This is a genomic window from Streptomyces sp. NPDC026575 (assembly GCF_055567415.1).
The window spans coordinates 222,931-240,099 of the sequence record NZ_JBVHQM010000006.1 but is presented as its reverse complement, the minus strand read 5'-3'; the positions used below and the strand labels follow the sequence as shown (position 1 = coordinate 240,099).

The window sequence follows — 17,169 nt, the reverse complement described above, 5'->3', positions numbered from 1 at the left end:
GGCCGCAATGCTACCTACGCAACCGTAAGTTACCGATTCATGTGGAAGTGGTGACGGTCACGAAGTCGCCCTCTGGACAGAACTCTATTGGGGTCGGATGATCAAATGAGTGCGGTCGGCACCGGATGAGCGGTCGCGAAGCATCCGGGTCGCAGCCCCCAAGGGGCAGACAACCAAAAGAAGCGGATCATCCCGTCACAACGGGCAGATATCCGTCCACACCCTCATCTAGGAGCGATCGTGGCGCGCGACAACGCGGCTCCCACCATTCCGACCCGTCACCAAGACCTGATCTCCTGGGTCGACGAGATCGCAGCGCTCACCCAGCCCGACCGGGTCGTCTGGTGTGACGGCTCGGAGGCGGAGTACGAGCGTCTGTGCGAGGAGCTCGTCGACAAGGGCACGTTCAAGAAGCTCGACCCGATCAAGCGCCCCAACTCCTACTACGCGGCCTCCGACCCGACCGACGTCGCGCGCGTGGAGGACCGCACGTTCATCTGCTCCGAGAAGGAGGAGGACGCCGGGCCGACCAACCACTGGAAGGCCCCCGCCGAGATGCGGGAGATCTTCGCCGGCGCGCAGGGCGAGGGCGGCATCTTCCGCGGTTCGATGAAGGGCCGGACGATGTACGTCGTCCCGTTCTGCATGGGCCCGCTCGGCTCCGAGCTGTCCGCGATCGGTGTGGAGATCACCGACTCCGCGTACGTCGCCGTCTCCATGCGCACCATGACCCGTATGGGCCGGGCCGTCCTGGACGAGCTGGGCGACGACGGCTTCTTCGTCAAGGCCGTGCACACCCTGGGCGCCCCGCTGGCCGAGGGCGAGCAGGACGTTCCGTGGCCGTGCAACTCCACCAAGTACATCTCGCACTTCCCCGAGGCCCGCGAGATCTGGTCCTACGGCTCCGGCTACGGCGGCAACGCGCTGCTGGGCAAGAAGTGCTACGCCCTGCGCATCGCCTCCGTCATGGCCCGCGACGAGGGCTGGCTCGCCGAGCACATGCTGATCCTCAAGCTGACGCCGCCGCAGGGTGAGTCGAAGTACGTGGCCGCCGCCTTCCCGTCCGCCTGCGGCAAGACCAACCTCGCCATGCTGGAGCCCACGATCTCCGGCTGGACAGTCGAGACGATCGGCGACGACATCGCCTGGATGCGGTTCGGCGAGGACGGCCGGCTCTACGCGATCAACCCCGAGGCCGGCTTCTTCGGCGTCGCGCCCGGTACCGGCGAGCACACCAACGCCAACGCCATGAAGACGCTGTGGGGCAACTCCGTCTTCACCAACGTCGCCCTGACCGACGACAACGACATCTGGTGGGAGGGCATGACGGAGGAGACTCCGGCCCACCTCACCGACTGGAAGGGCAACGACTGGACGCCGGAGTCCGCGACCCCGGCCGCCCACCCCAACGCCCGCTTCACCGTGCCCGCCTCGCAGTGCCCGATCATCGCGCCCGAGTGGGAGGACCCCAAGGGCGTGCCGATCTCGGCGATCCTCTTCGGCGGCCGCCGCGCCTCGGCGGTGCCGCTGGTCACCGAGTCCTTCGACTGGAACCACGGCGTCTTCCTCGGCGCGAACGTGGCCTCCGAGAAGACCGCCGCGGCCGAGGGCAAGGTCGGCGAGCTGCGCCGCGACCCGTTCGCCATGCTGCCGTTCTGCGGCTACAACATGGGCGACTACATGGCCCACTGGGTCAAGGTCGGCGCCGACAAGGACCAGTCGAAGCTGCCGAAGATCTACTACGTGAACTGGTTCCGCAAGAACGACGCGGGCAAGTTCGTCTGGCCGGGCTTCGGCGAGAACAGCCGCGTGCTGAAGTGGATCGTCGACCGCCTCGACGGCCGCGCCGAGGGCGTCGAGACGCCGATCGGCATCCTGCCGGCGAAGGGCTCCCTGGACACCGAGGGCCTCGAACTGGCCGACGCCGACCTGGACTTCCTGCTCACCGTCGACAAGGAGATCTGGCGCGAGGAGGCCGCCCTGGTGCCCGAGCACCTCAACACCTTCGGCGACCACACGCCCAAGGAGCTGTGGGACGAGTACCGGGCGCTGGTCCAGCGGCTGGAGCAGTAGCCGCCGACGCACACCCGGCCGGGGCCCCGCACGCACGCGTGCGGGGCCCCGGCCCGTTCCCCGCGGCGGGCGGCCGCGGACAGGGACGGGCCGGGGGCCGGCGGTGGCTTCGAGGTCTCCGTACCGGTTGAGGTCTCCGTACCGGTTGAGATCTCCGGTACCGGTTGGTCCGGTCGGGTGACGCCGGCGGTGCCTGCCGCTGCCGACCGGGCGCCGTCGGCTCCGCCCGCCCGCCGCCGTCGCCTCGGCCCGCCGTCAGGCCGAGGCGAGATCCGGCAGTGGCTCGGCGTGCGCCGCCAGCCGCTCCGCCGCCAGGGTCATCGCCGCGGCGTCGTCCCGGGACGTGGCGACCGCCAGGGCGTTCCCGGCCAGGGAGCGGGCACGCTGCCGCAGGGCCTCGACGCGCGGCGCGGCGCCGCCGTCGCTGGGCTCGGCGCGCAGCGGGTAGTGGCCGCCGCTCAGCCGCGCGACCTGCTCGGCGATGCGGTCGGCGGCGGCGGCCAGCGCGGCGGCGTCCAGCTCCCGGGCCTCGGCGGTCTCGGCCCGCACCGCCAGGGCGTGCAGCTCGTCGGTGACGGTGAGCAGCGCGGTCAGCTGTCCGGCGAGCCGGATCTGAAGCTCTTCCTCACGGGAGCGGTGCGGGATCTGCGGGGCGGCGGCCATGGTGTGGACCGACTTCGTGCGGATCGGTTCGTACATGGGACAGCCTCCTGAATACGTTCAGGAAGCCATCCTAGCTTAGACGCTGTCTAAAGTTGAGTTCCGTACAGGGGTCGGATCGGCTCAGTACTGTCCGTAACCGTCGAGGAAGGAGCCGATCCGGGTGACCGCGTCCGTCAGGTCGTCCTTGCTGGGCAGGGTGACCAGCCGGAAGTGGTCCGGCTCCGGCCAGTTGAAGCCGGTGCCGTGCACGATCATGATCTTCTCGGCGCGCAGCAGGTCGAGGACCATCTGCCGGTCGTCCTTGACCTTGTAGACCTTCGGATCCAGTCGCGGGAAGGCGTACAGCGCGCCCTTCGGCTTGACGCAGCTGACGCCGGGGATCTGGGTCAGCAGCTCGTAGGCCGTGTCGCGCTGCTCCAGCAGGCGGCCGCCGGGGAGCACCAGGTCGTTGATCGACTGCCGGCCGCCGAGCGCGGTGGCCACCGCGTGCTGGGCCGGCATGTTGGCGCACAGCCGCATGTTGGCCAGGATCGTCAGCCCCTCGATGTACGACGCGGCGTGCGCCTTGGGGCCGCAGACCGCCATCCAGCCGCTGCGGTAGCCCGCCACCCGGTAGGACTTGGACAGACCGTTGAACGTCAGGGTCAGCAGGTCGGGGGCGAGCGAGGCGAACGGGGTGTGGGTGGCGCCGTCGTAGAGGATCCGGTCGTAGATCTCGTCGGCGCAGACGATCAGGTTGTGCCGGCGGGCGATCTCCGCGATGCCGCGCAGCAGCTCGTCGTCGTAGACGGCGCCCGTGGGGTTGTTGGGGTTGATGACGACGATGGCCTTGGTGCGGTCGGTGACCTTGCGCTCGATGTCGGCGAGGTCGGGCATCCAGTCCGCCTGCTCGTCGCATCGGTAGTGCACGGCCGTGCCTCCGGACAGGGAGACCGACGCCGTCCACAGCGGGTAGTCCGGGGCCGGGACCAGCACCTCGTCGCCGTCGTCCAGCAGCGCCTGCATCGACATCTGGATCAGCTCGGAGACGCCGTTGCCGAGGTAGATGTCGTCGACGGAGAGGTCGATGCCCTTGGTCTGGTAGTGCTGCATCACCGCGCGGCGGGCGGAGAGCAGGCCCTTGGCATCGCCGTAGCCGTGTGCCGTCCCGACCGTGCGGAGGATGTCCTCCAGGATCTCGGGCGGGCACTCGAAGCCGAACGCCGCGGGGTTGCCGGTGTTGAGCTTGAGGATGCGGTGACCCGCCGCCTCCAGGCGCATGGCCTCCTCAAGCACCGGGCCACGGATTTCGTAGCAGACGTTGGCGAGCTTCGTTGACTGGATCACCTGCATGTCCGCCACCTTACGGGCGCGTTTCGGTACCCGCCCGGTGTTTTTCCCCACGTCGATCAGCGCATGGTGTGGGGTTCCTCACGGGTGGTGACCGCCCGCGGGGTGCGCGCCGCGCCGCTGATTCCGCGGGCCCTGGTGATTTCACCGTAGACAGGCGCGCGGGCGCGTACGCCGGTACGCTCCGGGCGCATGGCCACCTCGGCACCCCTGCCCCCGCCCAGCACACCCGGCTTACCGCTCCCCGCGCCGGTGCCGGCCGCGTCCGCACCGCCGGCACACGGTCCCTTCGCCCTGCTCAACGACGAACCGGTCGCCGAGCCCGGCGCGGACCTGCTCGGCGCCGGCCGGGCCGCCCGGCAGCTCGCCGGGCTGCTGGTCGCCTCCCGTTCCGCCACCCCCTTCACGCTCGCCGTCGACGCCGGCTGGGGCATGGGCAAGAGCAGCCTGATGCGGCTGGTCGACGCGGAGCTGGCGCACGCCCCCGAGGTGCACACCGTCTGGTACAACGCCTGGACCTCGACCGGCGCCGACGCGCTGGAGGGGCTGATCAAGTCCGTTCTGATGCGCTTCGACCGGCGGGTGCTGCGCCGCGGACTGCAGCGGGTCAGCGAGCGGCGCGCGCTGCTGCGGGCCCTGCGGGCGCTGAGCACCGTCGCCGCCGGGCCGCTCGGGGTGGCCGGTCTGGTCGACGAGTTGTGGAAGAGCCTGTCCGTCGACTCCCAGGCCCGCAACGCGATGCGGGGCGCGATCGGCGATCTGGTCCAGGAGTGGTCCGAGACCGCCGAGTTCCGGCCCCGCCGGCTCCTGGTGGTCTTCATCGACGACCTCGACCGCTGCTCGGAGGAGACCGTGCTGGCCGTCTGCGAGGCGGTGAAGGTCTATCTGGACGTACCGGGGCTGGCGTTCGTGGTCGGCTGCGACCGCTCCGCGCTCGGCCCGAACGGGCTGCTGCGCGATCTGTCGCCGGCCGGCTCGGCGTTCATGGAGAAGATCTTCCAGACCAGCTACCGCATCCCGGCCGCCGACAACCACGGCGTCAAGGACTACATCCGCTGGTGCGCACGGACCGCCGGTATCGAGCCGCTGCTCGACGACGCCCTGGTCGACCTGCTGGCGCAGCGCTCGGACCGCAATCCGCGCCGCATCAAGCGCCTGGTGAACGGCTTCGTCCTGGAGGCCACCCTCAACCCCGTCTGGCGCGACTTCGGGCCGGACGCGGTGATCAGGACGCTGCTGCTGCAGTACTTCTACCCCGACTTCTACCGCATGATGACCGGCCCGTCGGGCACCGTCGACGACGATGTGGTGGCCGAGTTCCGGACCTACCGCGAGGTGCGGCGGACCCTGCTGGCGCCCGCCGGCGCCCCCGGCGAGGAGGCCGCCGTACGCGACTTCCTCGCGCGCTACGACCTGGTGCTGCCGCGGCCGCTCGGTGCGGGCGGCGACGAGGTGCTGGCCGTACTGGAGCGCCAACTGCCCAACGAGTTCCCGGACTTGGTGGTCAATCCGGCGTTCACCTCCCTGGTGGACGAGCTGACCGCCCGCCCGGACGCCGGGCAGCTGCTGCTGCGGCTGCGCGAGGGCCCGCTGGGCCCGGGTGCGGAGCCGACCCGGATGTCCCAGGAGTGGGCCCCGGTGTGGCAGGGGCTGGGGTCGGGCGCTGACGGCTACGCCACCGGGTTCGGCCCGCCGCTGGCGTGGCCGGGCGACGGGACGTACGGCGGTTACGGGGCGGCGGTGCCGCAGATGCCGCAGCAGGGTCGGCCGAAGGCGAAACAGGCGCCGCAGCCCCCGGTGCCGCCTTCGGCCTACCAGCAGGGCGGGTACCCACAGCAGGGCGGATACCCCCAGGGCGGATACCCCCAGGGCGGATACCCACAGCAGGGCGGTTACCCGCAGCCGAGCCCGTACCCGGCCGCCCCGGTCTTCGACGTCCTGTGGGTCGACGACCAGCCGGAACGCAAGGCCGTGGTGCGCGAGGTGCTGGAGGGCCTCGGGGCGCAGGTCAGCCATGTGCACAGGAGCGCCGCCGCCGTACAGGCCCTCCGCAACCGCGTCCCGGACCTGCTGGTCTCCGACATCAGCCGGGGCTCGGACCACTCCGCCGGCTTCGAGATGGTGCGGCGGCTGCAGGAGGACGGCAACTACGACGGCCCGGTGGTCTTCTTCACCATCCGGCGGTCCGCCGAACGCGAGGAGCGGGCCGCCGCGCTGGGCGCCTCGCTCACCAACAACGAGCAGGAGCTGCGCGAACTGGTGCTGCTCGCGCTGCAGGGCCGGGCCCAGGAGCGGACCCCGCCGGGCGACGGGGAGCCGTCCCGGCGGGGACTGTCGCAGACCGGGTTCTTCCCCTCCCTGTGACCGTCAGCGGCGGCCGGCCGTCCCCCGTACGGTCCGCCCCGCCAGCACGTCCGTGCGCCGCCCGTCCTCGATCACGAACCGGCCGTCGATCAGGACGTACGGGATCCCGGTCGGCAGCGTGCGGGGGGCGTCGAAGGTGGACCCCGCCGCGACCGTGGCCGGGTCGAAGAGGACCAGGTCGGCGCGGTGGCCCTCGCGCACCAGGCCCCGGTCGGGCAGCCGCAGCCGGGCGGCCGGGCGGCCGGTCAGATGGGCGACGCACTCCTCCAGCGACAGCACGCCGGACTCGCGGACGTAACCGCCGAGGTAGTGCGGGAAGGTGCCGTACGCCCGCGGATGCGGCTTGTCGCCCTGGAGGATGCCGTCGCTGCCGCCGGTGTGCACCCGGTGGCGCATGATCCGGCGGACGTTGTCCTCATGGCCGACGTGCTGGAGGATCGTCGAACCGAGGCGGTCGTCGATCAGCAGCCGGCGGGCGGTCTGCCAGGGCTCCTCGCCGCGTTCGGCGGCGGTGCGGGCGACGGTCCGGCCGACGTGGCCGGCCAGGGCCGGGTCCGCGACACCGGAGATCTCGACGGTGTCCCAGTCGATGGGCACGCCGTGGCAGCCGTCCGCGCCCTCCACCTCCATGACGTGCCGGATCCGCTCGGCCGTCGCCTCGTCGCGCAGCCGGGCCAGCACCGCCTCCGGGCCGCCCTCGCCGGCCCAGCTCGGCAGCATCGCGACCAGCGTCGTGCAGCCGGGGGTGTAGGGGTAGGTGTCGAGGGTGATGTCCGCGCCGGCGTCCAGGGCCGCGTCCAGGAGGGACAGCAGTTCGGGCGCGCGGCCCTCGTTGACGCCGAAGTTCATGGTGGCGTGGGCCAGATGCAGCGCACAGCCGGCCTCGCGGGTGAGGGCGATCATCTCCTGGTACGCCGCGAGGGCGCCCGCCCCGTAGGAGCGGTGGTGTGGGCAGTAGTAGCCGCCGTACTCCGCCACCACCCGGCACAGCTCGGTGAGTTCGGCGTCGTCGGCGTACATGCCGGGCGTGTAGGTGAGCCCGGAGGACATCCCGACCGCGCCCTGCGCCATGCCCTCCGCGACCAACCGCCGCATCCGGTCCAGCTCTTCGGGCGTCGCCGCGCGGTCCTCCCAGCCGACCGCGAGCATCCGGACCGTGCCCTGCGGGATCAGGTACGCGGCGTTCACCGCGATGCCGCGGCCGTCGAAGCCGTGGTCGAGGCGGTCCAGATACTCGCCGACCGACCGCCAGGAGAAGTCGACCTCGCCCTCGCCGTAGCCGTTCCAGCCGGTGATCGCGCGGCGCACCTCGGCGAGCGTGCGGTCGTCGACCGGCGCGTACGACAGCCCGTCCTGGCCGATGACTTCGAGGGTCACGCCCTGTGCGACCTTGGCGCTGTGGTCGGGGTCGCGCAGCAGCGCGAGGTCGCTGTGGGCGTGCATGTCGATGAAGCCGGGGGAGAGGACCAGGCCCTCGGCGTCCAGCTCCCGCCGGGCGGTGGGGCGCTGGCAGCCCGCCGCCGCGGCCTCCTTGACGATCGCGGTGATCCGGCCGCCGCCGACCACCACATCGGCGCGGTAGGAGGGCGCGCCGCTGCCGTCGGCGACCTCCGCGTCGCGGATGACGAGGTCTTCCACCGCCGGGCCCCCTAGAAGAACGTGCGGATGAAGTCCGTGACCGTGCCGTCCCGCTCGACCAGCGGGATGAGCTGCCACTTGTCGAAGGAGGTGCAGGGGTGCGACAGCCCCAGGCCCACCCAGTCGCCGACCTCCACGTCGCCGGAGCGCTCGGTGGCCAGCCATGCGTGCTGGTCGGACAGCTTGGTGACGGTCAGTCCGTCGGCCGGCCGCTCGGTGCCGTCCCGGCCGGAGCGGACGACCTGGGCCCGCGGCAGGTGCAGGTCGTAGGCCGCGTCGCGCTTGCCCGCGTTGAGGAACGCCTGCTCGGGCGTGGGGCGGGAGACGACCTGCGCCCACAGCCGGAAGGCGGGCTGCAGCGCGCCCTCCTGGGGGATGCGGTTGAAGGGCGTGAGGTTGCGGTAGTGGCCGTCGTCGTGGCTGACGTACGCGCCCGAGCGCAGCAGCTTCAGCACCGGCGCGGACAGCTCGGGGAGCTGCTCGAAGACCTCGGCGACCGTGTCGAACCAGGCGCTGCCGCCGGCGCTGACCACGATCTGGTCGAGGTCGGCGAACCGGCCCGCCTTGTCGAGCTCCACGGCCAGCGACACCAGCCGGCGCAGCCAGGCGGTCACCCGCTCGGTGTCGGCGTCGGGCACCTCGCCCTCGTACCCCGCGACGCCCACCAGGCGCAGGGTGTCCACGCCCGCGATGGCGTCGGCGAGTTCCAGGCACTCGGCCTCCGTGCGGACGCCGGTCCGCGCGCCCTCGCCGGCGCCCAGCTCGATGACCACGTCCACCGGGCGGACGGCCCCGGCCTCCCGCAGCGCCACGTCCATCAGCTCGATACCGCGCAGCGAGTCGACGTAGCAGACGAAGCGGAAGTCCGGGTCGGCGGCCAGTTCGCCGGCCAGCCAGCGCAGCCCGGCCGGGTCCACGACCTCGTTGGCCAGGAAGATCCGCTGGATGCCGAAGGTGCGGTAGACCCGGGCCTGGTGGGGGACGGCCGCGGTGATGCCCCAGGCGCCGTGCTCCAGTTGGCGGGCGAAGAGCTGCGGGGCCATGCAGGTCTTGCCGTGCGGGGCGAAGGCCAACCCGTGCCGGGTGGAGTACGTCTCCATCAGTGCCAGGTTGTGCTCGACGGAGTCGGCGGCCAGGGCCAGGACGGGGGTGGTGAACCCGCCGGTGAACAGGTTGCGGCGCTCGGCGGCCAGCTCGCCGACGGTCAGCCCCTCGGCGTCCGGGGGGAGGGCCTTGAAGCGGTGGTCGACCCGTTCGTCCGCGAGTTCCCCGAGTCCCTGGGTGAGCCGCTCGCCGGCCATGGGGCCTCCTCAAAGATCTTGTTGCACTCTCTGCAACACTCGTTGCGCATATCGCTGACAGCTGTCTAACATCCGAGCCATCGCCCGGTCAATGGTGCGGAAACACGGCCCGGACGCGGCCGGATACGCGGCGGCACAACGCCCCGGACACCGCCCGCACGAGCCGCCCAGCGAAGGAGCGCAACCGATCGTGACCAGGTCCTCGAACGCCGGCGGCGACACCGCCCAGGACGGCGCACCCGCCCCGGACGTCGTCTGCCTCGGCGAGTCCATGGTCACCTTCCTGCCCAGCCGCCCCGGGCGGCTCGCCGACGTGCCGTCCTTCGACCGCGCCATCGGCGGCGCCGAATCCAACGTCGCCTGCGCCCTCGCCCGCGCCGGACACACCGCCCGCTGGATCTCCCGCGTCGGCGCCGACGGCTTCGGCGACCACCTGCTCTCCGCCATCGCCGGCTGCGGCGTCGACGTCTCCTTCGCCCGGCGCGACCCGCTGCGCCCGACCGGCGTCTACTTCCGTACGGCCGGCGACCGCGGCACCGACGCCCACGAAGTCGCCTACTACCGGGCGGGCTCCGCCGCCTCGGCCATGTCCGCCGCCACCCTGGACCCGGCCGCGATCCGCGCCGGCCGGGTGCTGCACCTGTCGGGCATCACGGCCGCGCTCTCCGCCGACTGCCTGGGCCTGCTGCGCGAACTCACCGCGCCCCGCCCCGCCCACGGCCGCCCGCTCGTCTCCTTCGACGTCAACTACCGGCCCGGCCTGTGGCAGGGCGCCGACGACGCCCGCGTCCTGCTCGACCTCGCCCGCGGTGCCGATCTGGTCTTCGTCGGCGAGGACGAGGCGGCCGAAGCCTGGGGCATCACCGGCGGCCCGGACGCGCTGCGCGCCGCGCTGCCCGAGCCCGCCACCCTGGTCGTCAAGCGCGGGGCCGCGGGCGCGGTCGCCTACGACGGCCGGGGCGGCCGGCACACCGAGCCCGCCCCGCGCGTCGACGTGGTCGCGGCCGTCGGGGCGGGCGACGCCTTCGCCGCCGGATACCTCTCCGCCACCCTCCGCGGCCTGCCCGTCCCCACCCGCGTCCGCCACGGCCACCTGTGGGCCGCCGCGGTCCTCACCGTCCCCGGTGACCTGACACCGCCCCCCTCCCGCGCGCACGCCGACCGCCTCGCCGCCCTCGGCGCGGCGGCCTGGGGGACACTGCACCTCGGCCCCGGCTGGGCGAAGGCCACGACAGCCGACGAGCGGGCCGTCGAGGAGGTATCCACGCCATGAGTCAGACCGTCGACCGCGCGCTGAGCATCCTGCCGCTGCTCGCCGAGGGGCCCGCCGACCTGGGGCAGGTCGCCGACCGACTCGGCGTCCACAAGTCCACCGCGCTGCGCCTGCTGCGCACGCTGCACGAGCACGGGCTCGTCCACCGCCAGCCCGACCAGCGCTACCGCCTCGGCGCCCGGCTCTTCGCACTGGCCCAGCAGGCCGTCGAGAACCTCGACGTACGCGAGATCGCCCACCCCCACCTCGTCGGACTCAACGAGAAGTGCGGACACACCGTCCACCTCGCCGTCCACGAGGAGAACGAGGTCCTCTACATCGACAAGGTCGAGAGCCGCTACCCGGTCCGGATGTACTCCCGGATCGGCAAGCCCGTCGCGATAACGGTCGCCGCCGTGGCCAAGCTGCTCCTCGCCGACCTGCCCGGGCCCGAGCGCCGCGCCCTCGCGGAGCGGCTCGACTACCCCCGCTACACGTCCCGTTCGACGCCCGACGCCACGGCCTTCCTCGCCGAACTGGCCAAGGTCCGCGAACAGGGCTGGGCCACCGACCTCGGTGGCCACGAGGAGTCCATCAACTGCGTCGCGGCGCCCATCCGCGGCGCGGACGGCCGGGCCGTCGCCGCCATGTCGGTCTCCGCGCCGAACGTCGTCGTCAGCGCCGACGAACTCCTCGCACTGCTCCCGCTGGTCCGCCGCACCGCCGAGGCGATCAGCCGGGAGTACTCCGGCAAGACCCCAGTAAAGGACACCGAATGACGGACAAGACCGCGATCACCCCGGCCACCCACACCACCCCGCCCGCGGCGTTCTCCCACGGCGTCAAGAAGGGCAACATCCTCCAGGTCGCCGGCCAGGTCGGCTTCCTGCCCGCCGTCGAGGGCCAGCCCCCCACGCCCGCCGGCCCCACCTTGCGCGAGCAGACCCGGCAGACCCTCGCCAACGTCCACGCCGTCCTCGAAGCGGGCGGCGCCACCTGGGACGACGTGATGATGATCCGCGTCTACCTCACCGACGTGGACCACTTCGCCGAGATGAACGCGCTCTACAACGCCTACTTCGAGGAACAGGGCCTGACGGCGGCCCCCGCCGCCCGCACCACCGTCTACGTCGGTCTCCCCAAGGGCCTGCTCATCGAGATCGACGCCCTCGCGGTCCTGGGCTGACGCCCCGGACCGGCACCGCTGAACACCCCGCAAGCCGTACGTCGTCACGGCACGGCGCCCCCGGGCACGCTCTCCCGGGCGCCGTGCCGCGATCCCTCCTGCCCTGAAAGACGCATGGAATTACGAGGTCCCCCCTCATGTCCCTGTTCGTCGCGGCCGCGCCCGCCCCCACGCCGGCCACCCCACCGCACACCGGCGGCCTGCTCGCCCTGATACCCGGCACCGCGGGACTGCTGACGGTCGCCGCCCTCGGCGTCGCCCTCCTGCTCTTCCTGATCATCAAGGTCCGGCTGCAGCCCTTCGTCGCGCTGCTCGGCGTCTCGCTCGCCGTCGGCCTGGCCGCCGGCCTCTCCGTCACCGAACTCTTCGGCACGGTCCAGAAGTCCGACGCCGTCTCGATGATCGAGACCGGTATGGGCGGCATCCTCGGCCATGTCGCGATCATCATCGGCCTGGGCACCATGCTCGGCGCGATCCTCGAAGTCTCCGGCGGCGCCGAGGTGTTGAGCACCCGACTGCTCCGCCTCTTCGGCGAGAAGCGCGCCCCGCTGGCCATGGGGATGACGGGCCTGATCTTCGGCATACCCGTCTTCTTCGACGTCGGCATCTTCGTCCTGGCGCCGATCGTGTACGCCGTCGCCAAGCTCCCCCGGGCATCCGACGGGCCCGGTGCGGACGGGACCGGCACCGGCAAGTCGGTCCTCCTCTACTGCATGCCGCTGCTGGCCGGCCTGTCGATGACCCACGCCTTCCTGCCGCCGCACCCGGGACCGGTCGCCGCGGCCGGCCTGTTCGAGGTCGACCTGGGCTGGGTCATCCTCATGGGTGTCGTCTGCGGTGTCCCCGCCGTGCTCGCGGCCTGGGGGTACGCCGCCTGGATCGGCCGGCGCCTGTTCGTCGCGGTCCCGCAGGACATGGTCGAGGCCGCGGCCGAGGCCAGGGCGGCCGTCGCCGCCGAGCAGCGGGCGGCGGGCGCCACCGGGAGCGAGCGGCCCGTCGCGCTCGGCGCGGTGCTCGCCATCATCGGCACGCCCCTGCTGCTCATCCTCCTGGCGACCTTCTCCTCCATCGCCCTGGCCCCCTCGACCGGCCGCTCGGTCATCGAGTTCCTCGGCCACCCCTTCGTCGCGCTGACCCTCGCCCTGCTGCTGGCGTACTACCTGCTGGGCATCCGCCGCGGCTGGTCGCGCACGTCGCTGGAGCGGGTCTCCACCGCGTCGTTGAAGCCGGTCGGCAACATCATCCTGGTGGTCGGCGCCGGCGGCGTCTTCGGCGCCGTGCTCAAGGGCAGCCAGGTGGCCACCGCCCTGTCCGACACCTTCCACGACCTCGGTCTGCCGGTGATCGTCCTGGCCTATCTGCTCGCGCTGGTCCTGCGGGTGGCCCAGGGGTCGGCGACGGTCGCGATCGTCACGACGGCCGGGATCGTGGTCCCCCTGGTCGAGGGTCAGGGCCTGTCGCAGGCCCACCTGGCCCTGGTCATCATGGCGATCTCGGCGGGCTCGATCTTCGCCTCGCATGTGAACGACGGCGGCTTCTGGATGGTCTCCAAGTACTTCGGGATCACCGAGCGCGACACGCTCAAGTCCTGGACGGTCCTGGAGTCCGTGCTCTCGGTCGCGGGGTTCGCCGTGGCCGCGCTGGTGAGCCTGGTCGTCTAGGGCCTGTCGCTTCACGGGTGGTGCCCGGTCCGTCCAGGACGGACCGGGCAGCCGGTCAACTCGCCTTGCAGTACTGGTCTTCCTTGCCGATCGCGCGGTACGGGCAGTCGGAGGTCTCCAGCAGCTGGAGCACCGCCTCCCGGTTGCGGGCCGTCTCCTTCGGGATCACCGAGTCCCGGGGGTAGAAGCCGCCGGAGCCGGAGGAGGAGGGATACATCTCGAACGTGTACGCGAAGATCTTCTGGTCCCCCCACAGCCAGTCGTCGATCGCGCCGTCGGTGATGTACAGCTCGCTGGACTGCTCGGGCGTGTAGCCGTTGGAGGCGGCCATCTTCTTGCCGATGGCGGCGAAGGCGTCGTGGTCGTCCTGGGTCATGCCCTCGCCGGTCTCGTCGTGGGTGAACCCGAAGGGCCACAGGACGAGTTCGCTGTAGGTGTGGAAGTCGATGGCGGTCTTGATCTGCTGGGTGCCGCCGACGACGCGGCTGCGGACGAAGTCCGAGACGACCTTCACCTCGGGGGCGGAGGCGGCGGAGGGGCCGCGGTAGGTCTCGTCGCCCGGGTCGGTGGAGGAGCCGTCGCAGCAGCCCCACTTGAAGTCCCAGTTGCGGTTGAGGTCGGTGCCGACCTCGCTGGACCCCTTGTTGGGCTGGCGGTTCTTGCGCCACATGGCGAAGTCGCCGGAGGCGATGTCGAACTCGCCGCCGTCGGGGTTGAGGTCCGGGATGATCCAGATCTCGCGGGAGTCGAGCATCTTGGTGACGCGGTCGTCGGAGCCGTACTTCGAGGTGAACTCGCCCAGGAGGTAGAGGGCCATCTCGACGGTGAGGTGCTCGCGGGCGTGCTGGTGGGCGGTGAAGAGGACCTCGGGTTCCTGCTCGTCCTTGGTGACGTTCTTGCTCACCTTGAGGGCGATGATGTCCCGGCCCTCGTGGGAGGTGCCGATCTTCTGCTTGCTGAGGATGTCCGGGTGCTTGGCGACCAGGCCGTCGATCTCCTTCGTGGCCTCGTCGTAGGTGTGGTAGCCGGTGTAGCCCTGCGGGAAGTCCTTCACGCGGGACGACGGCCTGCCCTTGCCGACGCCCGGTGGGTCGGGCAACTGGCGCACCCGGTGGCCGAGCCGGCGTACCAGCTCGGCCTGGGCCCGGTCGGCGGTGACGACGACGGACCGGGCGTGGACCTCGTCGATGCTGACGCCGGTCGCGGCGAGGGCGGAGCGGGTCGCGGCGGTGGCGGGGCCGGTCACCTCGTACTGGTGGGGGAGTTCGGCGGCGTGGGCGGCGCCGGCGCCTCGGCCGGTCGGTGCGTTCTGCGCCTGGGCGGCCGCGGCGATCGGGCCGGCGAGCGCGAGGGAGAGGAGTGCGGCGAGGACGGTGGTGCGTCCGCCGCGTATTCGTGGTCGCATGCGGTCTCCTGTGGGGGGTGTGAGTCGAAGCGACGGCGTCAGTGTTGAGCTTTGGCATGGCTGGGTCAAGGTGTGGGCTGGCCATAAGTGCGGGAGTCCTGGTGGCCGGCGCCGACCGCCGAATCCGTCAACTTGCCGTCGTTTACGGGAAATTGATTGCCTCGCCGGGCCGTGGCGCTAACAATGCGCACGACAAAGCCGAAGGCCCTCGGAGGCGTTCGGTGACAGAAGCTGAGAGGACCCCCACATGAACAGACCTCTCGTCGGCACCCTGGCCACGGCCGTGCTGGGAGCCGCAGCCCTGACGGGCACCATCGGAACGGCCCACGCCGCGCCCGACCGGGCGGCGCACCACGGCGCGCACCACAAGACCAAGGCGGTCGACTTCGCCGGCACCGTCGCACTGAGCAACTGCTCCGGCTCGGTGGTCAAGATGCCCACCTCGCAGGAGAACGACCCGGCCCTGGTGATGTCCAACGGCCACTGTCTGGAAAGCGGTATGCCCGGCGCGGGCGAGGTCATCGTCGACCAGCCGTCCAGCCGCGGCTTCACCCTGCTCGACAAGTCGGCCGGCGCACTGGGCACGATCAAGGCCACCAAGGTCGCCTACGCCACCATGACCGACACCGACGTCTCGCTCTACGAGACCGGTTCGACCTACGCCGAGATCGAGCAGAAGTACGGGATCAAGCCGCTGGAGCTGGCCACCGAGCACCCGGCCAAGGGCGCCGCGATCAGCGTGGTCTCCGGCTACTGGAAGAAGATCTACTCCTGCGGCATCGACGGGTTCGTGCCCACCCTCAAGGAGGGCGACTGGACCTGGAAGGACTCCGTCCGCTACACCCCGGAGTGCAAGACCATAGGCGGGACCTCCGGCTCGCCGGTGGTCGACACCGCCACCGGCAAGGTCGCGGCCATCAACAACACGGGCAACGAGAACGGTGAGAAGTGCACCGTGAACAACCCCTGTGAGGTGGACGAGAACGGCAAGGTCACCGTGCGCAAGGGCATCAACTACGCACAGGAGACCTACGGCATCCCCAAGTGCTTCGGCACCGGCAACAAGCTGGACCTGAGCGCCGCCGGATGCGAGCTGCCCAAGCCGGCGGCGACCCGCAGGTGAGCTGACGCGGGAGCGTGACATGCGAGCAGCCAGGCCCCGGCACGCGGGTGCGCGGGGCCTGGCTGTGGGGGGTGGCGCTCTACGGGAGGCCGTGGACGTGGGCGCCCACCCGGCCGGCGAACTCGCCCCCGTTCGCGGCGTCCCAGTTGGTCGACCAGGTCATCGCGCCGCGCAGACCGGGGTAGGTCTTCGACGGCTTGAACGAGCCGCAGCCGCTGCCCTTGGTGAGGCAGTCCAGTGCGGCGTTGACGACGTCCGGTGCCACATACCCGCTGCCGGCCGCCTTCGAGGACGCCGGGACGCCGATGCCGACCTGGGACGGGTCGAGACCGCCCTCCAGCTGGATGCAGGCGAGCGAGGTCAGGAAGTCGACGGTGCCCTGTGCGTAGACCTTGCCGTCGCAGCCGTTCATCGAACCGCTGTTGTAGTACTGCATGTTGACGACGGTCAGGAAGTCCTTGACGGCCAGCGCCGTCTTGAAGTACTCGTTCTGCGGCGACTGCATGTCGACGGTCTGCGGCGCCATGGTCACCACGACGTCGCCGTGCGCGGCGTGCACGGCCTTGAGCGCCTTGGTCATATAGGTCGAGTCGAGCCCGTTCTCCAGGTCGATGTCGACGCCGTCGAAGCCGTACTCGTCCATGAGGGTGTTGACGGAGTCGGCGAAGTTCTTGGCCGAGGTGTCGTCGTTGACGGACACCGAGCCCTTCTCGCCGCCGACGGAGACCACCACCGACTTGCCGGCCGCCTGCTTGGCCTTGATGTCCGCCTTGAAGTCGTCGACCGAGCCGTAGCCGACGGCCGGGTCCAGGTGGAAGGTGAGGCCGCCCGGCTGCCCGGTCGCGTCGGCGAAGGAGACCGCGATGATGTCGTAGGCGTCGTCGACGTCCTTGAGTTTCTGCACCGTCGCGCCGTTGTCGAAGTTCTGCCAGTAGCCGGTGAGGGCGTGCGCGGGGACGGCGGCGGTGTGCGCGGCGGGCGGCGCCGGGGCGGGGTGGTCCTCGGCCGCGTTGGCGGTGCCGGCCACGAGGGCGATGGCCGAGGCCAGTACGGCGGCGGCCAGCCCGGCCGGCAGCCGCTTGGTGACTCTTCCTGATCGTGCGCGAACCACGACTGCCTCCGAGTGGGGGGAAGTTGGGGGGAGTGGTGCGGATGCGCATTCAGGGGCCCCTGC

The 17,169-nt window shown here is 71.5% G+C and carries 13 protein-coding genes; 7 read left to right on the top strand and 6 right to left on the bottom strand.

Features of this window, described 5'->3' with window-relative positions; translation table 11 throughout:
• The first annotated feature begins 240 nt into the window (after positions 1-240).
• Positions 241-2,073 (top strand): phosphoenolpyruvate carboxykinase (GTP), encoded by a 1,833-nt coding sequence (locus ACZ4NB_RS10870; protein ID WP_467660144.1) that lies wholly within the window; start codon positions 241-243, stop codon positions 2,071-2,073.
• Between the two features lie 255 nt (positions 2,074-2,328).
• On the opposite strand, the gene ACZ4NB_RS10865 is transcribed toward ACZ4NB_RS10870, so the two are convergent.
• Both ACZ4NB_RS10865 and ACZ4NB_RS10860 read right to left on the bottom strand, forming a co-directional pair.
• Positions 2,329-2,772, bottom strand: a complete 444-nt coding sequence (locus ACZ4NB_RS10865; protein ID WP_467660143.1) for an SCO4983 family protein — start codon at positions 2,770-2,772, stop codon at positions 2,329-2,331.
• Between the two features lie 84 nt (positions 2,773-2,856).
• Positions 2,857-4,068, bottom strand: a complete 1,212-nt coding sequence (locus tag ACZ4NB_RS10860) for a pyridoxal phosphate-dependent aminotransferase (protein WP_467660141.1) — start codon at positions 4,066-4,068, stop codon at positions 2,857-2,859.
• Positions 4,069-4,257: 189 nt separating this feature from the next.
• Here ACZ4NB_RS10860 and ACZ4NB_RS10855 point away from each other — a divergent pair, with 189 nt between their 5' ends.
• Positions 4,258-6,429: a P-loop NTPase fold protein gene (locus ACZ4NB_RS10855; RefSeq protein ID WP_467660139.1), complete on the top strand. Its 2,172-nt coding sequence runs from the start codon at positions 4,258-4,260 to the stop codon at positions 6,427-6,429.
• A gap of 3 nt (positions 6,430-6,432) precedes the next feature.
• On the opposite strand, the gene ACZ4NB_RS10850 is transcribed toward ACZ4NB_RS10855, so the two are convergent.
• Together ACZ4NB_RS10850 and ACZ4NB_RS10845 are read right to left on the bottom strand one after the other, a co-directional pair.
• Positions 6,433-8,067 carry an N-acyl-D-amino-acid deacylase family protein gene (locus ACZ4NB_RS10850; RefSeq protein WP_467660137.1) on the bottom strand — a complete coding sequence of 545 codons (1,635 nt, stop codon included), beginning with the start codon at positions 8,065-8,067 and terminating at the stop codon, positions 6,433-6,435.
• A gap of 11 nt (positions 8,068-8,078) precedes the next feature.
• Positions 8,079-9,368 carry an amino acid deaminase gene (locus tag ACZ4NB_RS10845; RefSeq protein WP_467660135.1) on the bottom strand — a complete coding sequence of 430 codons (1,290 nt, stop codon included), beginning with the start codon at positions 9,366-9,368 and terminating at the stop codon, positions 8,079-8,081.
• A gap of 271 nt (positions 9,369-9,639) precedes the next feature.
• On the opposite strand from ACZ4NB_RS10845, the gene ACZ4NB_RS10840 reads away from it, so the two are divergent.
• The 4 genes from ACZ4NB_RS10840 to ACZ4NB_RS10825 all read left to right on the top strand — a co-directional run bounded on the left by ACZ4NB_RS10840 (position 9,640) and on the right by ACZ4NB_RS10825 (position 13,467).
• Entirely contained in the window at positions 9,640-10,641 is a 1,002-nt protein-coding gene (locus ACZ4NB_RS10840) for a sugar kinase (RefSeq protein ID WP_467660337.1), read from the top strand.
• Positions 10,638-11,399 (top strand): IclR family transcriptional regulator, encoded by a 762-nt coding sequence (locus tag ACZ4NB_RS10835; protein ID WP_467660133.1) that lies wholly within the window; start codon positions 10,638-10,640, stop codon positions 11,397-11,399. The genes ACZ4NB_RS10840 and ACZ4NB_RS10835 overlap by 4 nt, the downstream gene beginning before the upstream one ends.
• Positions 11,396-11,806 (top strand): RidA family protein, encoded by a 411-nt coding sequence (locus tag ACZ4NB_RS10830; protein ID WP_467660131.1) that lies wholly within the window; start codon positions 11,396-11,398, stop codon positions 11,804-11,806. The genes ACZ4NB_RS10835 and ACZ4NB_RS10830 overlap by 4 nt, the downstream gene beginning before the upstream one ends.
• Before the next feature lie 137 nt (positions 11,807-11,943).
• Positions 11,944-13,467, top strand: a complete 1,524-nt coding sequence (locus ACZ4NB_RS10825) for a GntP family permease (protein ID WP_467660129.1) — start codon at positions 11,944-11,946, stop codon at positions 13,465-13,467.
• Between the two features lie 55 nt (positions 13,468-13,522).
• On the opposite strand, the gene ACZ4NB_RS10820 is transcribed toward ACZ4NB_RS10825, so the two are convergent.
• The gene (locus tag ACZ4NB_RS10820; RefSeq protein WP_467660127.1) at positions 13,523-14,872 is read right to left on the bottom strand and encodes a M14 family metallopeptidase; all 1,350 of its coding nucleotides are present in this window, start codon (positions 14,870-14,872) and stop codon (positions 13,523-13,525) included.
• A gap of 247 nt (positions 14,873-15,119) precedes the next feature.
• On the opposite strand from ACZ4NB_RS10820, the gene ACZ4NB_RS10815 reads away from it, so the two are divergent.
• Complete coding sequence (locus tag ACZ4NB_RS10815; protein ID WP_467660125.1) at positions 15,120-15,995, top strand: trypsin-like peptidase domain-containing protein; 876 nt, start codon at positions 15,120-15,122, stop codon at positions 15,993-15,995.
• A gap of 79 nt (positions 15,996-16,074) precedes the next feature.
• On the opposite strand, the gene ACZ4NB_RS10810 is transcribed toward ACZ4NB_RS10815, so the two are convergent.
• Positions 16,075-17,106 carry a chitinase gene (locus tag ACZ4NB_RS10810; RefSeq protein WP_467660123.1) on the bottom strand — a complete coding sequence of 344 codons (1,032 nt, stop codon included), beginning with the start codon at positions 17,104-17,106 and terminating at the stop codon, positions 16,075-16,077.
• Positions 17,107-17,169: the final 63 nt, after the last annotated feature.

Bases quoted from the DNA above. Each gene is read 5' to 3' on its own strand.
- ACZ4NB_RS10835 (WP_467660133.1), top strand. From the start codon at position 10,638: ATGAGTCAGACCGTCGACCGCGCGCTGAGCATCCTGCCGCTGCTCGCC.
- ACZ4NB_RS10830 (WP_467660131.1), top strand. From the start codon at position 11,396: ATGACGGACAAGACCGCGATCACCCCGGCCACCCACACCACCCCGCCC.
- ACZ4NB_RS10820 (WP_467660127.1), bottom strand. From the start codon at position 14,872: ATGCGACCACGAATACGCGGCGGACGCACCACCGTCCTCGCCGCACTC.
- ACZ4NB_RS10845 (WP_467660135.1), bottom strand. From the start codon at position 9,368: ATGGCCGGCGAGCGGCTCACCCAGGGACTCGGGGAACTCGCGGACGAA.
- ACZ4NB_RS10865 (WP_467660143.1), bottom strand. From the start codon at position 2,772: ATGTACGAACCGATCCGCACGAAGTCGGTCCACACCATGGCCGCCGCC.
- ACZ4NB_RS10825 (WP_467660129.1), top strand. From the start codon at position 11,944: ATGTCCCTGTTCGTCGCGGCCGCGCCCGCCCCCACGCCGGCCACCCCA.
- ACZ4NB_RS10840 (WP_467660337.1), top strand. From the start codon at position 9,640: ATGGTCACCTTCCTGCCCAGCCGCCCCGGGCGGCTCGCCGACGTGCCG.
- ACZ4NB_RS10815 (WP_467660125.1), top strand. From the start codon at position 15,120: ATGAACAGACCTCTCGTCGGCACCCTGGCCACGGCCGTGCTGGGAGCC.
- ACZ4NB_RS10860 (WP_467660141.1), bottom strand. From the start codon at position 4,068: ATGCAGGTGATCCAGTCAACGAAGCTCGCCAACGTCTGCTACGAAATC.
- ACZ4NB_RS10855 (WP_467660139.1), top strand. From the start codon at position 4,258: ATGGCCACCTCGGCACCCCTGCCCCCGCCCAGCACACCCGGCTTACCG.